The organism is Kribbella sp. DT2, assembly GCF_049844575.1.
Lineage (GTDB): Bacteria > Actinomycetota > Actinomycetes > Propionibacteriales > Kribbellaceae > Kribbella.
Genome location: NZ_JBNCLH010000003.1, coordinates 426,080 through 440,913 on the forward strand (window position 1 = coordinate 426,080; position 14,834 = coordinate 440,913).

18 protein-coding genes are annotated in these 14,834 nt (G+C 64.7%); 14 read left to right on the plus strand and 4 right to left on the minus strand.

The window, feature by feature from the left end:
* Positions 1 to 208: 208 nt before the first annotated feature.
* Both ACLQ2O_RS15400 and ACLQ2O_RS15405 read right to left on the minus strand, forming a co-directional pair.
* Complete coding sequence (locus tag ACLQ2O_RS15400; RefSeq protein ID WP_425831685.1) at positions 209 to 1,384, minus strand: hypothetical protein; 1,176 nt, start codon at positions 1,382 to 1,384, stop codon at positions 209 to 211.
* Positions 1,381 to 1,725 carry a hypothetical protein gene (locus ACLQ2O_RS15405; RefSeq protein ID WP_425831687.1) on the minus strand — a complete coding sequence of 115 codons (345 nt, stop codon included), beginning with the start codon at positions 1,723 to 1,725 and terminating at the stop codon, positions 1,381 to 1,383. The genes ACLQ2O_RS15400 and ACLQ2O_RS15405 overlap by 4 nt, the downstream gene beginning before the upstream one ends.
* Before the next feature lie 270 nt (positions 1,726 to 1,995).
* Here ACLQ2O_RS15405 and ACLQ2O_RS15410 point away from each other — a divergent pair, with 270 nt between their 5' ends.
* The 12 genes from ACLQ2O_RS15410 to ACLQ2O_RS15465 all read left to right on the plus strand — a co-directional run bounded on the left by ACLQ2O_RS15410 (position 1,996) and on the right by ACLQ2O_RS15465 (position 9,067).
* Positions 1,996 to 2,277, plus strand: coding sequence for a hypothetical protein (locus ACLQ2O_RS15410; protein ID WP_425831689.1), 282 nt, complete (start codon positions 1,996 to 1,998; stop codon positions 2,275 to 2,277).
* A gap of 158 nt (positions 2,278 to 2,435) precedes the next feature.
* Complete coding sequence (locus tag ACLQ2O_RS15415) at positions 2,436 to 2,723, plus strand: hypothetical protein (protein WP_425831691.1); 288 nt, start codon at positions 2,436 to 2,438, stop codon at positions 2,721 to 2,723.
* Positions 2,724 to 2,759: 36 nt separating this feature from the next.
* Entirely contained in the window at positions 2,760 to 3,008 is a 249-nt protein-coding gene (locus ACLQ2O_RS15420; RefSeq protein ID WP_425831692.1) for a hypothetical protein, read from the plus strand.
* A gap of 185 nt (positions 3,009 to 3,193) precedes the next feature.
* Positions 3,194 to 3,421, plus strand: a complete 228-nt coding sequence (locus tag ACLQ2O_RS15425; protein WP_425831694.1) for a hypothetical protein — start codon at positions 3,194 to 3,196, stop codon at positions 3,419 to 3,421.
* Between the two features lie 525 nt (positions 3,422 to 3,946).
* Positions 3,947 to 4,270, plus strand: a complete 324-nt coding sequence (locus ACLQ2O_RS15430) for a hypothetical protein (protein ID WP_425831696.1) — start codon at positions 3,947 to 3,949, stop codon at positions 4,268 to 4,270.
* A gap of 181 nt (positions 4,271 to 4,451) precedes the next feature.
* Positions 4,452 to 4,931, plus strand: coding sequence for a single-stranded DNA-binding protein (locus ACLQ2O_RS15435; protein WP_425831698.1), 480 nt, complete (start codon positions 4,452 to 4,454; stop codon positions 4,929 to 4,931).
* A 264-nt stretch (positions 4,932 to 5,195) separates the two neighbouring features.
* On the plus strand, positions 5,196 to 5,546 hold the full coding sequence (locus ACLQ2O_RS15440; protein ID WP_425831700.1) for a hypothetical protein: 351 nt from the start codon (positions 5,196 to 5,198) through the stop codon (positions 5,544 to 5,546).
* Between the two features lie 106 nt (positions 5,547 to 5,652).
* Positions 5,653 to 5,913 carry a hypothetical protein gene (locus ACLQ2O_RS15445; protein WP_425831702.1) on the plus strand — a complete coding sequence of 87 codons (261 nt, stop codon included), beginning with the start codon at positions 5,653 to 5,655 and terminating at the stop codon, positions 5,911 to 5,913.
* A gap of 11 nt (positions 5,914 to 5,924) precedes the next feature.
* Positions 5,925 to 6,302, plus strand: a complete 378-nt coding sequence (locus tag ACLQ2O_RS15450; protein ID WP_425831704.1) for a hypothetical protein — start codon at positions 5,925 to 5,927, stop codon at positions 6,300 to 6,302.
* 391 nt (positions 6,303 to 6,693) lie between these two features.
* Positions 6,694 to 7,095, plus strand: a complete 402-nt coding sequence (locus tag ACLQ2O_RS15455) for a hypothetical protein (RefSeq protein WP_425831706.1) — start codon at positions 6,694 to 6,696, stop codon at positions 7,093 to 7,095.
* A 629-nt stretch (positions 7,096 to 7,724) separates the two neighbouring features.
* Positions 7,725 to 8,459, plus strand: coding sequence for a hypothetical protein (locus tag ACLQ2O_RS15460; protein ID WP_425831708.1), 735 nt, complete (start codon positions 7,725 to 7,727; stop codon positions 8,457 to 8,459).
* Positions 8,460 to 8,635: 176 nt separating this feature from the next.
* The gene (locus tag ACLQ2O_RS15465; protein WP_425831710.1) at positions 8,636 to 9,067 is read left to right on the plus strand and encodes an NADAR family protein; all 432 of its coding nucleotides are present in this window, start codon (positions 8,636 to 8,638) and stop codon (positions 9,065 to 9,067) included.
* 99 nt (positions 9,068 to 9,166) lie between these two features.
* Here ACLQ2O_RS15465 and ACLQ2O_RS15470 read toward each other — a convergent pair whose 3' ends face one another.
* Both ACLQ2O_RS15470 and ACLQ2O_RS15475 read right to left on the minus strand, forming a co-directional pair.
* On the minus strand, positions 9,167 to 9,976 hold the full coding sequence (locus tag ACLQ2O_RS15470) for an N-6 DNA methylase (protein ID WP_425831712.1): 810 nt from the start codon (positions 9,974 to 9,976) through the stop codon (positions 9,167 to 9,169).
* Between the two features lie 124 nt (positions 9,977 to 10,100).
* The gene (locus ACLQ2O_RS15475) at positions 10,101 to 11,405 is read right to left on the minus strand and encodes a ParM/StbA family protein (RefSeq protein ID WP_425831714.1); all 1,305 of its coding nucleotides are present in this window, start codon (positions 11,403 to 11,405) and stop codon (positions 10,101 to 10,103) included.
* 2,477 nt (positions 11,406 to 13,882) lie between these two features.
* Here ACLQ2O_RS15475 and ACLQ2O_RS15480 point away from each other — a divergent pair.
* Positions 13,883 to 14,065 (plus strand): hypothetical protein, encoded by a 183-nt coding sequence (locus tag ACLQ2O_RS15480; protein ID WP_425831716.1) that lies wholly within the window; start codon positions 13,883 to 13,885, stop codon positions 14,063 to 14,065.
* Between the two features lie 63 nt (positions 14,066 to 14,128).
* A complete protein-coding gene (locus tag ACLQ2O_RS15485; RefSeq protein ID WP_425831718.1) occupies positions 14,129 to 14,605 on the plus strand; it encodes a macro domain-containing protein in 477 nt (158 codons plus the stop codon).
* The last annotated feature ends 229 nt before the right edge of the window (positions 14,606 to 14,834 follow it).

The window sequence follows — 14,834 nt, forward strand, 5'->3', positions numbered from 1 at the left end:
TCTTGAACAACGAGCAGCCTATACGGACAGGAATCGAATCGTCTATCTAATCATTATTCGAATGACCACCATCTCGGATGGCGGTGCTTCCGGTCCATGGTCGAGTCCGCCTGTAGGAGACCAACCTTCACGCGATGGTGGCATGTTGGGACCCCAGGCCTGACTCACGCATCGGAGGGACTCGGCGCTCGAAAGGCCAGCTTCGGAGTCATCGGATGGGTCGTCCGTCCCGAGCACGTTCGAGCCTTCTGCGCTTCTCCGTCTCGTCGCGGACCCTGTCGCGGATGTAGATCGCGTCCTCGTGGGTGATCGGCGCGTCGTGGATATCGTGCGAACCGCGTAGGAAGTTCACCGTGCGGTCCGCGATGGAATACGCGACTGCCTGCTCGATCACCGCGCCGGTCTCCTGCACATCCGTGACCACCTGTTGCAGCTTCTCCAGCTGTGCGGCGCGGCTGCGCTCCAGTTGCTCCAGCCGCTCCATCCGGTCGGCCACCGCGCCGAGCAGCGGGTCCTGTGAGCGAAACAACTCGGCGGCCGTCCCGGTCGCTGGGTCCGTGCCGATGCGCACGTCCAGCTGGGCCAGCAGGAAGGCCGTCACCAGGGCGCCCTGGCTGAGCCGCCGGCTGAATGCTTCGGCTGCGCCGTCGCTGACACCCCGCTCGCGTACAGCGGCCGCGCGCACCTGTGCCCGCATTGCCTCCACGAGCTGACGGGGCAGGTTCCGCACCATCGGTTGGCTCTGTGGTCCCTCGATCCGGAAGCCTGACTCGGGAAGAGTCGCTGGGGTGCTGCTGGCACTGCCTCGCTTCGTCCCCGTTGCTGCCTGGATCGCGTCCTGCTGGTCGGTCTTGCGGTGTGCTGACAGCTCGACCTCGGCCAAGTGGTCAAGCCTCTGCGCAGCCTCGGCGTCAAGGGCTGAGTCGAGTTCCTGGACTGCTCCAGGTCCCTCGTCGGCGCCCACATCCAGTCCCTCACCTGCGCCGTCCGAGAAGGGTGAAGCAGTTGACGCCGGCCCTGGAGCCTGCGCCTGCGCTGTGGTGGAGCCGCCTGCCGCCGGGCTACCGCTTGTGGCGGCGCCGCCGCGGCCATTGCCGCGGCCCATGCGCGCTGCCCCTGCCCGGCCGGCCGTCTCTCCGTCGACCACCGGTCCGCCTCGCTCCGGCTCCGCCGGTAGCCCTTGCGCCACCGAAGCCGGATCGATGGCATCGTCGAACTTGGGCTCGTCTGCAACGCCGTCCCGGTTCTCAGCTGTGGGCTCACCGGCCTGAACGGACGGTGCGACGCCGGTGCGACGGAACTCGTCGAGGAACGAGGTGTCGACGTCCGTTGGCGAGCTGGCTTTCGCATCGTCGAGCATGTCCTGGAAGCTGCTGCCGCTCATGCTGACAACTCGCCTTCTTCAGCGTCGAGAAGGTAATTGTCCCCCCGGGTGAGCCCGATGAGGGAGTCGAACCCCTGTGTAACGACCCGCTCCAGGTTGGCGGCATTGGTCGACAGAGCCTTCATCTCGTCGACGAGCTGGTTCAGCCGCGCGATCTCGAGGGTCGGCAGATCGTAGTCGAGATTCTCGCGCCGGATCTTCTCGTCTACCGCCTCGGCCATGTACTCGTTGACCGACCGGTAGCCGCGCCGCTCTGCCCAGTACTCGGCCCGCTGCTTGACGTCCGGATCCAGACGTAAGACCGCGCGCTGCCGGCGATCCTGGTTGACGACAGTGGACATACCGGACTCTCCTCTGATCAACGCGCGACTCGCATGTCGAATCTATTCTATTCATCATTTGAGTTGTCGCACAGTGCCTATCGAATCGTCTGGCGACTAGTTTGTCTGATCGACGGAGTCGATCCGGGGACCGTACCGAAGAAGTGGCCTGGCTGCTCTCAGTGCGTTCGGTGAGACCGGCGCCGCTCATCGCCGAGCAGGAATCGTGGTCCGGCCACCAGTTCAGCCAGCCCTGAATCACCCATAGATACGACGCAGAGGAGCATTGCCATGCCTGCAACGACCATGACTGTGACCGCGAGCCGGACTGACGCCGGGCTGACTGCCCTGGTGCTGCCGGTGAGCGTCGACGGCGAGACCTGGCACCAGGTCGTGTTCGAGGGGGAGAGCGCCGCCTATGTCGACGGCCAGGCAGCCTCGTACGTCGTCACTTACCGCGATCGGGTGCACATCGGCATCGATGAGCATGCTGACTGGTCGCGCTTTCCGACCACCTTCAACGCACTGTGCTCGGACATTCAGGTCTACGCCGTCGAGTACGCACAGGCCTGAACAGTGCACTCAGCCGTCGACGTCGCGAAGCAGGAGCTCTGATCACCATGCTTTTCCTTGAGCGCATTGGCTACCTCGAGACCGAGGAGCAGGAACGCGCAAGACTCGCCCGATGCCCTGCGGGCTCAACCAACCATCAACTGTCAACCCTCCCGGTGATGATCACCGAGTGGCCCCAGGATGTACTCGTCGAGCTGCCCTGGCAACGGCTGCCCGCAGTGGAGCAGCATCGTGTCGTCGTCGTCCCTATCGAGTACCGGCCGGACTCGCACCCCGAGCAGAACGACGAGGCGCTGCCCCGAAAGCGCAACTCCGGCACCTGGACCTGCGCTGTGGTCGCCTCGGACCACCCCAGCTATCCGGTCGGCGGCCACCGCATTGTCGTCACGGCCGCCGAGATAGCGCGCGGCCGACGGGTCGACCTCTCCGCCGTGGCCCGTCTGTAGCCGCCACCACATCCTTCGACAGACAGGGACGCTGACATGCGGATCTATCACGGTGAATCTGTAGACGGCGACGCGCCAATCATCAGCATGGTGGTGATCGCCGAGAATGAGGCGGCAGCGCGTCGGGTGCTGCACGAGTACGAGGCGAACGTCCACGCGGACGATCCGCGCCTCGACAACGAAATCTGGCTCAGCTCTGAGCTCACCCGCGTTCAGCTCCTTGGTGATGCTTCACCGCATCTGGCCGCGGGGAATGTCTTTTGCCCCGTGGCGGGCGCTTTCTGATCGTGCTGATTGCGGCTGTCAGCCCACCAGCGCACCGCGACTCAGCCAACGATCGATTCGCCGACTTCCCGCTCCAGGAGGAGCACGCGGTCCTGAACATCTTTCCCGGACTGCGACGCAGGACTCCGAGCACGCGACCCTGTGCGCTCGCGAACGACCCATTGAAGAGCACCGAGGAGGCCAACATGACCGTTTCCGACCCGGCCCTGACCACAATTGGTACCAAGATTCCGATTCGCTTCGCTCGAGGACTGGTCGAACTCGTCGGTACGGTGCTGCATGATCCATCCGCCGGCCTGCTCGTACTGGATACCTGCGACGGTGAGCCGGAGGAATACCTGAGCATCTCGCTCGCGGCCTACGGGATCCTGCCCAAAGCCGACGACGAGGTGTTCGTCAAGGACTGGTCCTAAGGCGAGGGAATCGCGCAGAGCCTCATCGACGCCGGCCTTGCCGAGATCGTGGGGGAGCATCTCGTTGGACCGTTCTCATCGCGGGCCGTGCGCCTGCGCATCATCGCGAAGCAAGACGGCTGACTAGCGGGTCGAGACAGACCCGGCTCTCGGTCCTTACAAGGAGTGCATACCTCGAGACCGCGAGCGTCGGGGCCCACACAGGGTGAGGCCTGCTGCAACGAGTGAGTGATCGACGCCGAGCATCTCTGCGAGAAGAAAATCGACGCCCGCGTGCCGAATAGCACTCTTGCACTGATGGCCACGTCCGGTTCTTGAGCTCGCGAGCCGATGGGGCAGAGCGGCCGAGCAATAGCCCAAGCAAGGATCAACGAAGTTGATCCGGGTTCCTTTCTGACAGTAGGCCCGGTGTTGCCGATCCCGGCTTCGGCCGCCTGCTCGTCGTATCTACTCGTCCCTCGCCCGTCGCCTGTGCCTGGCGCCGCGGCGGACAGGGGCCCACGACGTTCCCAGGAGGACTGCCCCATGCGCGCCAACGAGCCGAGCGACTTCCAGATCGACTTCATCGTGCAGCACAAGCGCCTGAGTACAGCTACTGAGGCGCAGGTGAAAGTTCAGCAAGAGATTCGCGACGAGCTGAGGACCCAGAACCTCATCGCCTTCTATGCGGCGCTCAAGCAGCCGACAGGACCCGGCGCAGATGACGAGGCTGTTGCAGCGCTCCATCGGGAGATCAACCACCGCCTCATGCCCAAGAAGTCCAGCCGGGCGGGCACATCAGAAACCAGCACAGCTGATCAGGGTCTCGACAACAGCGCTGAACGAAAGCTCAGCACTCGATCGGCGTAGCCGATGCGGGCGTGGGGATAACAAGCAGATCCCGACGCACCACCTGATCAACACGACCTGACTCAAGTCAGGCCGTGGCACACACCTGAACCGCCTTCAGCAAGCTATCCCCGGCGACGCGTCAGGGATCCATCAGTCGCCCGTGGCCGCGACATTCAGCCACAATCATCAAGGAGACAACATGTCGAACCCGGTCAACCACGGAACCCTCGTCGGTCGCCTCGCTCGTGACCCGAAGATCTTCAGCAACGCCGACGGCTCACAGAAGGTCGTCTTCACGGTCTTCGCGAACCGCAACTTCAAGAACGCCCAAGGAGAGGTCCTGTCCGATGGGATCCCGGTCGAGGCGTTCGTGCGCAAGGAGACCGACTTCTCCAAGACCCCGTTCGCGAACATCCACCGCGGCGACCAGGTCGCACTCAACACCGCGCTGCGCATGGACTCCTACGTCCGCAACGGCGAGAACGTATACGACCTGAAGGTTGTTGTCGAAGACATCACCTTCCTCGAGTCCCGCCAGATCACCCAGGCCCGCTTGGCTGAGCGCGTCGCCGCCGCCGAGCAGACCAACCAGGAAGCCCGGGCTGCTGCGCCTGCCCCGACAGAGGTACTCGCCGGCGCGCAGAACTCGCCGATCGGGGCCGAGCTGCCGTTCGGCTGATCGGACACGCACAAGCACAACCAGCCAGTTGTCGATGTCGGTCAAGGGGAGTCGGGCCTGGCAGTGATGCCGAGACGACTCCCCTTCGTGGCGCATTGCCGCGCCGACGAGTACGTCCAATTCCCGTTGCCTGATGCGCTGGAGGTGCCGGCGCTGACCCGCGGGTCACCGCCGAAGGGGCAGCAGCTTCACATCTCTTCCCCAGCACTTGCCCAAGATCGCGCCGCTCGATCTGTGGCACTGATCCATAGGAGATAGCACTCGATGCAGATCATCACCGACCGCTCCGAGTTCGAACTGTTCACCGATGACAATCTGAGCAGTACCGATTGGCAGCATGCCGCGGACTGTTATCTGGACGCCAGAGTTGAGGGGCGCGCGTTCACCGCGAACGGACACTGGCCTCGCGGCGCGCAGCGTGGCCTGAATCAGCCACTCGAGCAGCACGTGATCTTCTCCCGCGTGATCCGCGACCGATTCACCGGCGCGGTCATGGTCTCGACTGACGTTGCTGCGGTCAACCTCGCCACCTTGTGTGCCTGGGCAGCGGAATCGCCGCAGAACCCCACATTGCAGCCCGAACGAATCGCCAGCGATCGAGAGATCCAGGGATAGGGAACGGTCGATGGCTAGAGCGATCGCCGGTGCGAGAGCCAGTCGCCGTGTCATCGTCGCGCAAACGCAGGCCAAAGTCGCGACGCGTCACGATGACCTTGTCACCGTGAGCCTGCGCCGACCCGGCTGGCTCGACCACGAAGCCAGACTGCGGCACCGCACCCAGCGCATCACCGCTCGATGGGTCGGCGTGGCAACCACCCAAACCACAGGCCAGAAACTCGCGATCCTGCGCGACCCGGTCGACCCGACCCTGATGCTGACCTCGGTGCCGCTCACCTGGCTGATCAGCGTCGATGACGCCACCAGCCAGGAGCGAGCCGCGGTCGACGTCCGAGCCGCGCAACGTGCCGAGCCCGCCGAGTAGAGGAGCGCTACTTGACCAACCTCGTCCACAAGTACGCCGAACTGCAGTACACGATTCCCATGGCCACCGTCGCGACGATCCTGCGCCGGGCGGCCGCCGATCCCGGCGGCCACGTGATGCTGTTCGCCGACGTAGGTGGCATCACTGCCACTGTCACCCTGAAGACCGGGTACGACAGTGCCGCCCAGGCCACCAGCGACGCGGTGGCTCTAGCAAGTGCAGAGCTGCATCGCCACTCCCGTCAGCAGAGTGGCATTCCGGCGCCCTGGCGGGTCTTGATCGTCGACCGCGACGGCATGGTCGACCACCTAGCAGCACATCCTGATGCCTTAACTGGTTCCGAAGGGCTGTCCCCGTACGACGACGGACTGGCTGGAAACAATCCCTGATCCGATCCGCGCATTGAATGCGCGGTCATAGCGCAGGCGAACCCGGCGAAGCCGGGCTCATGCCAGCGCGCAGCACTCGCTGACCGAGCCAGGCCAGCAGAGACCGATCGGTGCGGAGCGCCGCATGCGGCGACGGCCGCGGGGATGCGAACCCCGGCAGGTCACTGCTGACCTGGACCGACACGAATGCGGGGACCCCCGCCGATCGAGCATGGCGCTCTGTCGGCGGGGGACTTTTTTTCTACCGATCAGCGCCACTGATCCTGCCTGCTGACCCCCGGGTGTGAGGACTGAGGGTGAGGCGCCGGCCCTGTACCGGCGTCTGGCCCGCTGTCGCTCAGGCAGCAGCCGTCTGGCCATCACCCAGGCGGCAGCTTGAAGGGAGTATGGAATGGCTGATGTCACCTGCGCACGCTGCGGGAGGCCGTGGGACGCGCACTATCTGCGACACGAAATGGGCTGGTTCAAGTGCGTCGACTGTGGCGCTCGCATCGTGAAGTTCGGAGACGGGAGCTGGCAGGACAAGCATTCCCCTTGGCATGGGTCGCCCGGAAACTGCACGCATCCGCTCGGCGGCAAGGTGCACTGGAAGGACAGCCACAGCGCTGGTGTCCCCGACGAGATCGCCGGCAGTTGCGATCCGGAGGCCTGGTTGGAGGTTGTGCTCGCTGACCTAGGCTGCCCCACGTGCGGGGTACACGACGGGAGCCCCTCGCCGAACGTCAGCGGCGGCGAGCTGGATCACCTAGTCGACGTGGAAGATCAGGAAGGCGACCATCCGAGCGCTCACTGAGAGGTGTTGCACGAGGCCCCTGCCCAGCTTCGGCTGGCAGGGGCCTTCTTGTACCCCGAATCAGCCCGATGCCCGGATGCGTCCTCCTGAATGGGATCGGTCTCGACGACAGAGCTACTCGTTGCGGTGTCCGTTGCCTCGATCGAGACCGACTGTCGAGTTTCGCGTCGGGCGGAGATGCCTCGGTGCAGGGCAGTGGCGACGGCTGTTGATCAGTTGGGTTCAGGCTCGACCCAACGGTCACAGGCGTGAAGGCGTTCGGAAGGCGAATGCCCCGGCCGGAAAGCGCGAAGTGAAGGGAGTACCTGTGCTTCACACCTGCATCAGACGGGGCATTCATGATCCAGTCGCACTGGCTCCACCAATCCATCACAGAGGCAGAGTGCTCCCAGACATAGGCCATCGTCCCTCAGGGCGAGGTCAGATGCAATCGTAGACAGGCTTGTGAAATTGTGCACTCGCCTACAGTCGTTGCCGTAAGCAACGGGCGGAGGGCGCCAGTCGGCACGCCTTCGGTTGCGGAATCTGTTCCTCGTGCATCACGAGGCGGGACATGTGCGCTGCATCGCAGCGCCGGGGGAGTAGCGACCATCTAGTAGCTCGTTCCCACAAAGAATGCGAGCACAACCATGAGCGCACAGCCCATCGAATTTCCGCACGTCCCACTGAAGAACATGGATCCGTCGATGCTCGTGTTCGAGCTCGATCGCGCGGCGCACAGCCTTATGCCTGAGGCCGCCGAGCTCGTCACGTCGGCCGCAACGATGGCGTCATTCCTGCACCGGCGGCAAACGAGGTTCGTTCGAGGCGGCTTGCCGCTCGTGCCCTACATCGAGCACCCGCTCCGCGTCGCGCTCCGGCTGCTGCGCTGGGGTGTGCAGGATCCCAACCTTGTCGCGGCAGCTCTGCTGCACGATGTCGTCGAGGACTGCGCCGAGGAGTTGCTCAGTGTCTTCGGTCAGCCGAACGAGACAGCGCTGCGGTGCTTGGCCAGGCTCTTTGGTGCTGACACGGCAGAGCATGTTGCGCAGGTCACCAATCCAGCCAGCGTGGTCGACTCGACGACCTACCGGCTGCATATCGCGGCGCTGGCCTGGTCGGGTACGCCGGCGGTGCTGATCAAGGCCAGCGACCTGAAGGACAATGCCGGATCAATCCGCCATCAGCTGGGTAAAGGGCAGGACGCGCGGATGCTGCGGTTGCTCCGCAAATACCTGCCGTGCGTGCGCGAGGTCTCCAGGAGCCTGAGTGCCATGGACGTCGAGGGAGTGCTTGCGCTCGCGTGGGTCGCGGCCGCAGCCGACCTGCGCCGGCTCACCGCGGAGCTGGAAGAACTGGCCGGCGAGCACAGCATCGCGGTGTGAACTGCCCCGCTCTGATCGAGCCAGCTTTGTTCACGTCCCACTACGACCGCTGATCGGCCCTCGTGGGCTCAGCTGTGCTCCTGAGACATCAGCGCAGCTGATTCGGGCCGCGCGTGGCTAGAACGAGTGGATGAGATTCGGGAGTGATAGCCGTGGGCCAATTCGATCAGACACCCATGTTCGCCGGAGAGCTCGCTTTCCTGTCGAACTTCGACCAGACGCCGTTCCGCATGCCGCTGCTAGACGTGGAGGTCGCGTCGGCCGAGCATGCATTCAATGCGTTGAAGACCGTCGACCCGAGCCAGCAGCGCTATGTGCTCGAGGCTCCCACACCGGGAGAGAGCAAGCGCCGCGGCCGATGGGTCGCGCTTCGGCGCGGTTGGGACATCGGCGGGCGGGTCTGGGCCATGCAGCTGGTGCTCACGGCCAAGTTCACCGCCCCTGCTCTCTCGACGCTGCTGGCTGGCACCGGGGACCTCAGGCTCGTCGAGACGAATCATTGGCACGACCAGTTCTGGGGATCATGCTTCTGCCCGCAGCATGAGCGGGTCCCTGGCACGAACATGCTCGGGGAGCTGTTGATGGCCGTCCGCGCGCACCACAACTGAACAGCCCTATCGTCACCCGAAGAAGCCCTCCTGGATCTTGATCCGGGAGGGCTTCGTTTTCGCTGAGGCCGTATCCCTACAGTCGCGTCCCCAGCGGCATCAGGACGTCACTGTCTTGAGACGCGCCTCTCGGAAGAGCCACTGCTCACCGCGGGCCAGATCCGGCTTGTCGCATCTTGGTTGGGGCCTTCGGATCGCCGTGGTGAACGAGGGTGTGCAAGCTTGTGGCGGCCTCGAGTCGAGGAGCTCCTGCGTCTCCTTCAACACATCGGCATGGCGGAGCTTCCCGCGCCATCCGCCGAGGATGTGGGCGGGTGTTCGCCAGGTGTCGAACGTCTCCAGGGCGAGGGTGTTCCTGCGGTGTACGACCGCGGGAACGTGAAGCAGGGACAGGTGGATGTAGGCCATGTGCACGGCCTGAGGTGCGATGTCTTCTGCCGTCACGTGCAGTTGCGTCTGGGGATTCAGTCCGGCGGTGCGCATCTCCTGAGAGACCGCAACGATGAATGCGGCTGCCCCACACGCAGGTTCGTACAGCTTGGCGAACCCGTGGGAGCGGACACGTTCGGCAATTGCGTCGATCTGCATCCCGGCCATGAGCCTGGCGACGTCGTACGGAGTGTAGAACTGACCGAGACGGCCGTTGCCGAGTTCGAGCTCCATGTAGAGACGGCCGAGCACATCGCAAGGCTCTTCGTCCATCTCTGTGACGACTAGCGCGAGGGCGTGCGCAAAGCGGTCCAGCTCCTCGCGGCCGTACCGCCCAGCAGTGCGCAGGTACTGCGCCTCGCGCTCGTCGTACCCCCAGGAATCCACCGCGTTCCGGAAGGTCAGCGCGGACATTTCGACGAAGTCGTCGAACACTTCCGACATTCGCTTCGCGCCGGCGTTCGCTTCGAGCAGCTTCACGATCTCCTTGTAGCCGCTCACGAGGCGGGATGGCCCACGCCACCGCCGGTACGCGGCAGGATGCGGGCCTTGTCGACCATCCGCGCCCCGCGAATTCTCGAGGAGCGCTGCACCGGCGAGAACATCACACGGCCACCTCAACCTTGGTCTCGCTCTGCGCCGTGGAGCCGAGCTCCACGTGGCGCGCTGCGATGTACATCCCCTCTCGGTTCAGGTGCCGTGAATAGCTCGAGTCGAGATACAGCACTGGAATGTCCCCAGCGACCTTCAGGAGTGCCGGGTGCAGCAACTCGCGGACCGGGCCAGCGCCGCCGCCGTAGACATAGACGACCTCAGTCGTCGCGCCGGCCTGGGAGAGAACGTCACCGAAAGCCGAGACGATCTCGTCGACCAGGTAGGTGGCTTCATCGGTCACGAACCCGGCGGCGCGCTCGTGCCGCGCCTTCTGCAGCACCGACGGCTCACCCTGGAGGAAGTCTGCGAGCTGCTTGCGCGACGTGAACTGCAAAGCCTGATCCGACTCGCTCATGCGCTCCATGGCGTTCATGAGGGCAGTGCCGTAACCCTGCTCGAGCGTGAAGGCTGCCTCGGGGTTGAACCTGCCATCGGTGAAGACCGGGAAGTTGACCGTGCCTTCGCCGACGTCGATACCGATCGTGTTGCGCACCGCGACCAGGTGGGCAGCGGTGACGCCTTCGGCCAGGTGGCCCTGGCGGGCGCGGAGGTCGTCGAGAAGGGCCTGTGCGAGCGGCTCGCCCTTGTCGGTGATCGCGAACTGGGCCGAGGCTCCCTCGGCCATGACCTGAACGTCGACGAACTCGAGACGGACCGAGACCGGCGTCGAGAAGTTCTTGATCGTCACCAGGTGCACCACCGGCTCAGTGTTGCCAGCGGCCCCCATGAACTCGGCGGCGTAGGCGTGGCGGCGCGCGACGAACTCCGAAATGGGCAGAGCCAAACCGGCGCGGATCTTGACGCGCAGCTCGCGGTTGGGAAGCGCGCCCGTTGCGCGGACGTGGTCGCGCAGCGCCTTAGCTGCAAAGACGCCTAGCACGAGCACCTTGGCGAGTTCCTGGTCGACCTTGCTGTGCTTGCCCAGGACCTCGAACTCGGTGAACTTCGACCCGCGCGCGTGGAGCGACGACCGACCGAAGATGCGGCGATCGCTGGCGGTGATGAGGGGAGTGGTCATCGTGCAGTCGAGCCGGTTGTAGAAGTCGTCGCCCGATGCCGCGGTGGCGTCGCCGAGCACGTCAGCGGCGGTCGCGTCCGCGAGTGGCACCTTGGGGTTCTGGCGGCTTGTCGAAACCACCGCCGATGGGAGGTCGATCTCATCGAAGACGCCGGTCTCGGTGTTGCGAATGACGCCCTTCACGTAACCGTTGCCGACGTCGATGCCGCCGGTGAGGGTGATGGTCTCTGCGCTCATTTCTGGATCCTTCTTCTGCATGGTCTGGTGATCTGCGGCAGTACGGCGGGCACTGGACTACCGGCGGGTGGACGACATGATTTCGTCGATCGAGGCCTGCGGTCTGACCGGTGTGGACGCAGGCTCAGGTTCGGGTTCAGGAACTACAGGCACGATTGCTGGCACCGGAGCTGCGCGGTCCGCCGCGGTTCCGATCGACGCAGAAGACTCAGAGTGGCTCGATGGCGCTCCGGCGTGTGTCGTCGGTGCGGGCGAACCGACGTACTGCGTCTGTGGTGTGCTGCTTTGACCAGCCTCAGGACCCTCCACCTGTGGAGGGCGGCCACGCCGCGGCAACTGCTCGACAGGCTTGTTCACTACGTCGATGTAGCCCTCGCGCTCGATCGATTCACGGATCAGCAACCGTAGGGAGCTTGAGATGCTTTCCTGGACGTCGAGCCACCGGTTCACCGATACATCGGCCGCGGGAACGCTCCAGCGAAGCCGCCGAGGCTCCGCCGTCTCGGACTCACCGCTCCTACTCATCGCATACACGCTCCCTGTTCGTCGTGATCTCCTGGGCTCATTCGGGGCTCTTCCGAGTCGCCTATCGGCAATCTATCGCATGGTCTCTGAAAGGTCTATCCGCATCACTCAAATGAGCCATTGAAAGGCCTACTGTTGGTCCGCTCAGGGGGTTCGCGGTCCCGTGGCAGCTCCGCATGTCGCAGCCGCAATCACGGCGGGACCAGCAAGGGCCCGGCCCAAGACCGTGGATGACCATGCCCTACTGGCCTTTGGCGCACGATGGGTCTGCCAAGGACGCCGCACGGACCGGAATACGCCCCGCCTGTCCGTTTGCGCCGTGGACGCTCGTGGTCTCGGTGTGTGTCGCATGCGGCCCAGCCCGGACACCTGTATCGCCCCGAAACGGATCGAGGACTCAGTACTACCCGGCAGTGGTCGCGAAAGAGGCGAAACGAAGCCCTCATCGAGCCCAGAGGGGCACACAGTTCGGTCCCGGGCTCGTCGCAGTCCCTCCATGTGCACCGACACGTCCCAGGCAGCGACCGTCAAAGACGCGGCGCAGCCCTGCCAGCCCCAGAAGCACACCCAGCGACCGAGAATGAGCCAACCTCGCATCTTCTGGACTGCCGCGTGGATGCACCCGGTCCCGGCGACGACCTGTCCCGGTGTGCAAAAGCCGAGCCACAGACCTGATTGCGCCCCTGACGAGTCCCATGAAGACCGGGGGCTGTTCCCCCGCTCCGAGCTCTCGTCGCGCTGGTCCTGCCAGTTGTCGATCCAGCGATTCCAGCCTCGACCCGGAGGCCGAGAGTCGACGCGATCGGCTGCTCTGCCCCGGACACAGATGCTCCTCGGGAGCACGGGCCATCCCTCTCTTACTGCGCCCACGACTGCTGCGCAGGCAGCAACAACGGACCTGCGGCCCGCCTCGGGCGCGGTGCAACAAGCGCCGACACGATGGACAGGCCACGAGGTGATAGACGCCAACGACTGTCCGCCGCCGGAGGTGGTAGCAGGCGCCGGCGCACGATGTGGCGGGAGCCGCGGCGCGGCGCAGCGAGAGGTCGATCCCAGCGGTGGCGACCGCCGCGACAGAAGGTCAAAACCACGGGGTGGCGTGGCTGCGGCAATCGGGACGTCGCGAAGCGACAGGGGGCCAAAGTCCCCGAAGAGGACTACCCGTACTGATGAGAGAAGAGCACGCCGCTCGTGCCTCGCGGAGCCACGAACGAGCATCCGTACGGCGGTGCCACGGGCCTCGATCAGACCGAACACCCCAAGAGGGCCATGACCAGGGAAACGGCACCGGACCGTACACGCGCTTCGCGCAAGATGACACGAAGTCCGGACCGGTACGTACCGAGAAGTTCCCCTGATATACCAGCGTTCCAGTCCTCCGCTAACGCTCCGGACGTGGAACAGAAGGCGGAGAAGAAGGGCATAAGGAAACCTGGCAACACGTGTCCTGCGGACCCTCGCTTCGCTCGGCCTCTCCGCTGCGCTGCGAGGACGTGTTGGTCGGCATAGCCGACGGGTTCCCCGGTCGCTGGCGCTCCCTCACCTCGCTGCGCTCGGCATGCCCAAATGGGGCGGATGAGCCGCTGCGCTCGTCGCCGGCGAGAAAGAGGTGAATGCCCTACGGGCACGTCGACACAGTCGCGGTGGCGACGACCGCGAACCAGCGGAGGCGTCTCAGAGCCAGCAGAGCTGGCACGGGACGAAACAGGAGAAGGCAGGCCAGGCCGACTCCCTGTTCACACCGCACTCGTCGAGCAGGCCTAGAGGTCCGAATGACTTCTCGACGAGAAGCAGAACGCAGCAACAGGCCTTGTCGGGTCCGCCGCTGCCATCCGTCGCGAAGAAGACCAGTAGGAGAGCATCGTGAATCACGCCTCAGACCAGTGCGCGCACGTCACGCCCCGGCGACGAGCCGACCGCCGCCGCCCAACTCGCTTTGGTGGGGGCGCTCGGTGACCATCGACGCGCCCGTGATCACGATCTCGGCCAAATGCCCGGAGCCTGACTGTGACTCAATCCTGTGCAACCGCCAGCTCGAGCAAGTCGTGTTCATCCACCTGGTCGAGAAGCACGGGTGCATCGACACCATCGCGCACGTGCTGGCCTACGAAGCCACCGAGCCGAGGATCGAGTAGCTCGACAGTCCCGCGGCGCACGCGAGCCGCCGCCTCACCCCACCAACACAAGTTGGAGCGCGCATGCCGATCATCTTCCAGGACCCGGGAACAGACCTCTTCGACAGCAGCGCGGAGATCCTCGTCAACCCCGTCAACACACGCGGAGTCATGGGTGCCGGCCTGGCGCAGCAGTTCAAGCAGCGCTACCCGAGCATGTTTGCCGCCTACAGCGATCGCTGCCGGCTAGGACTGGTACACGTCGGAGACATCGACGTACACGTTGTGGAGGGCGGGTTGCCGACCCGAGTGATCATCGCGAACTTCCCCACGAAGCAGCACTGGCGTGACCCGTCGAAACTTCAATGGATCGAGTCGGGTCTTGCCGCTCTGCGGCGGATGATCGAAGAATCCGAAGCCAGCTCTGTTGCTGTGCCGCCTCTCGGCTGCGGTCTCGGAGGACTCGTCTGGGGCGAGGTGTCCAGCCGAATCGTGCAGTCCATGGGCCCTGTCGCTGAGGCTGGCGTACAGGTACTGCTGTACCCGCCGACCACACGATAGTCAGTCGGACTTGTCTCGAAATCATTTCCGCAATCATTCACCCAGGAGAGGAATTGTCATGCGAGACGTCGCGCCACATGAGGCGGAAGCGGGAGTCGTGAAGTCTCCGACAGGCCGGTGCTACTCCCACGTCCTCCTCGTCACGGGCGCGCGCACCTGGGAAGACGAGGCAGGGATGCGTGCCTCGTTCCGCGACGTATGGCAAGTCTGGGGACCACCGAGCGTCACC

Excerpts from the sequence above, each read along its gene's own strand:
- ACLQ2O_RS15420 (WP_425831692.1), top strand. The coding sequence starts at position 2,760 with ATGCGGATCTATCACGGTGAATCTGTAGACGGCGACGCGCCAATCATC.
- ACLQ2O_RS15485 (WP_425831718.1), top strand. The coding sequence starts at position 14,129 with ATGCCGATCATCTTCCAGGACCCGGGAACAGACCTCTTCGACAGCAGC.
- ACLQ2O_RS15440 (WP_425831700.1), top strand. The coding sequence starts at position 5,196 with ATGCAGATCATCACCGACCGCTCCGAGTTCGAACTGTTCACCGATGAC.
- ACLQ2O_RS15430 (WP_425831696.1), top strand. The coding sequence starts at position 3,947 with ATGCGCGCCAACGAGCCGAGCGACTTCCAGATCGACTTCATCGTGCAG.
- ACLQ2O_RS15405 (WP_425831687.1), bottom strand. The coding sequence starts at position 1,725 with ATGTCCACTGTCGTCAACCAGGATCGCCGGCAGCGCGCGGTCTTACGT.
- ACLQ2O_RS15460 (WP_425831708.1), top strand. The coding sequence starts at position 7,725 with ATGAGCGCACAGCCCATCGAATTTCCGCACGTCCCACTGAAGAACATG.
- ACLQ2O_RS15415 (WP_425831691.1), top strand. The coding sequence starts at position 2,436 with ATGATCACCGAGTGGCCCCAGGATGTACTCGTCGAGCTGCCCTGGCAA.
- ACLQ2O_RS15400 (WP_425831685.1), bottom strand. The coding sequence starts at position 1,384 with ATGAGCGGCAGCAGCTTCCAGGACATGCTCGACGATGCGAAAGCCAGC.
- ACLQ2O_RS15465 (WP_425831710.1), top strand. The coding sequence starts at position 8,636 with ATGTTCGCCGGAGAGCTCGCTTTCCTGTCGAACTTCGACCAGACGCCG.
- ACLQ2O_RS15435 (WP_425831698.1), top strand. The coding sequence starts at position 4,452 with ATGTCGAACCCGGTCAACCACGGAACCCTCGTCGGTCGCCTCGCTCGT.
- ACLQ2O_RS15475 (WP_425831714.1), bottom strand. The coding sequence starts at position 11,405 with ATGAGCGCAGAGACCATCACCCTCACCGGCGGCATCGACGTCGGCAAC.
- ACLQ2O_RS15455 (WP_425831706.1), top strand. The coding sequence starts at position 6,694 with ATGGCTGATGTCACCTGCGCACGCTGCGGGAGGCCGTGGGACGCGCAC.
- ACLQ2O_RS15425 (WP_425831694.1), top strand. The coding sequence starts at position 3,194 with ATGACCGTTTCCGACCCGGCCCTGACCACAATTGGTACCAAGATTCCG.
- ACLQ2O_RS15410 (WP_425831689.1), top strand. The coding sequence starts at position 1,996 with ATGCCTGCAACGACCATGACTGTGACCGCGAGCCGGACTGACGCCGGG.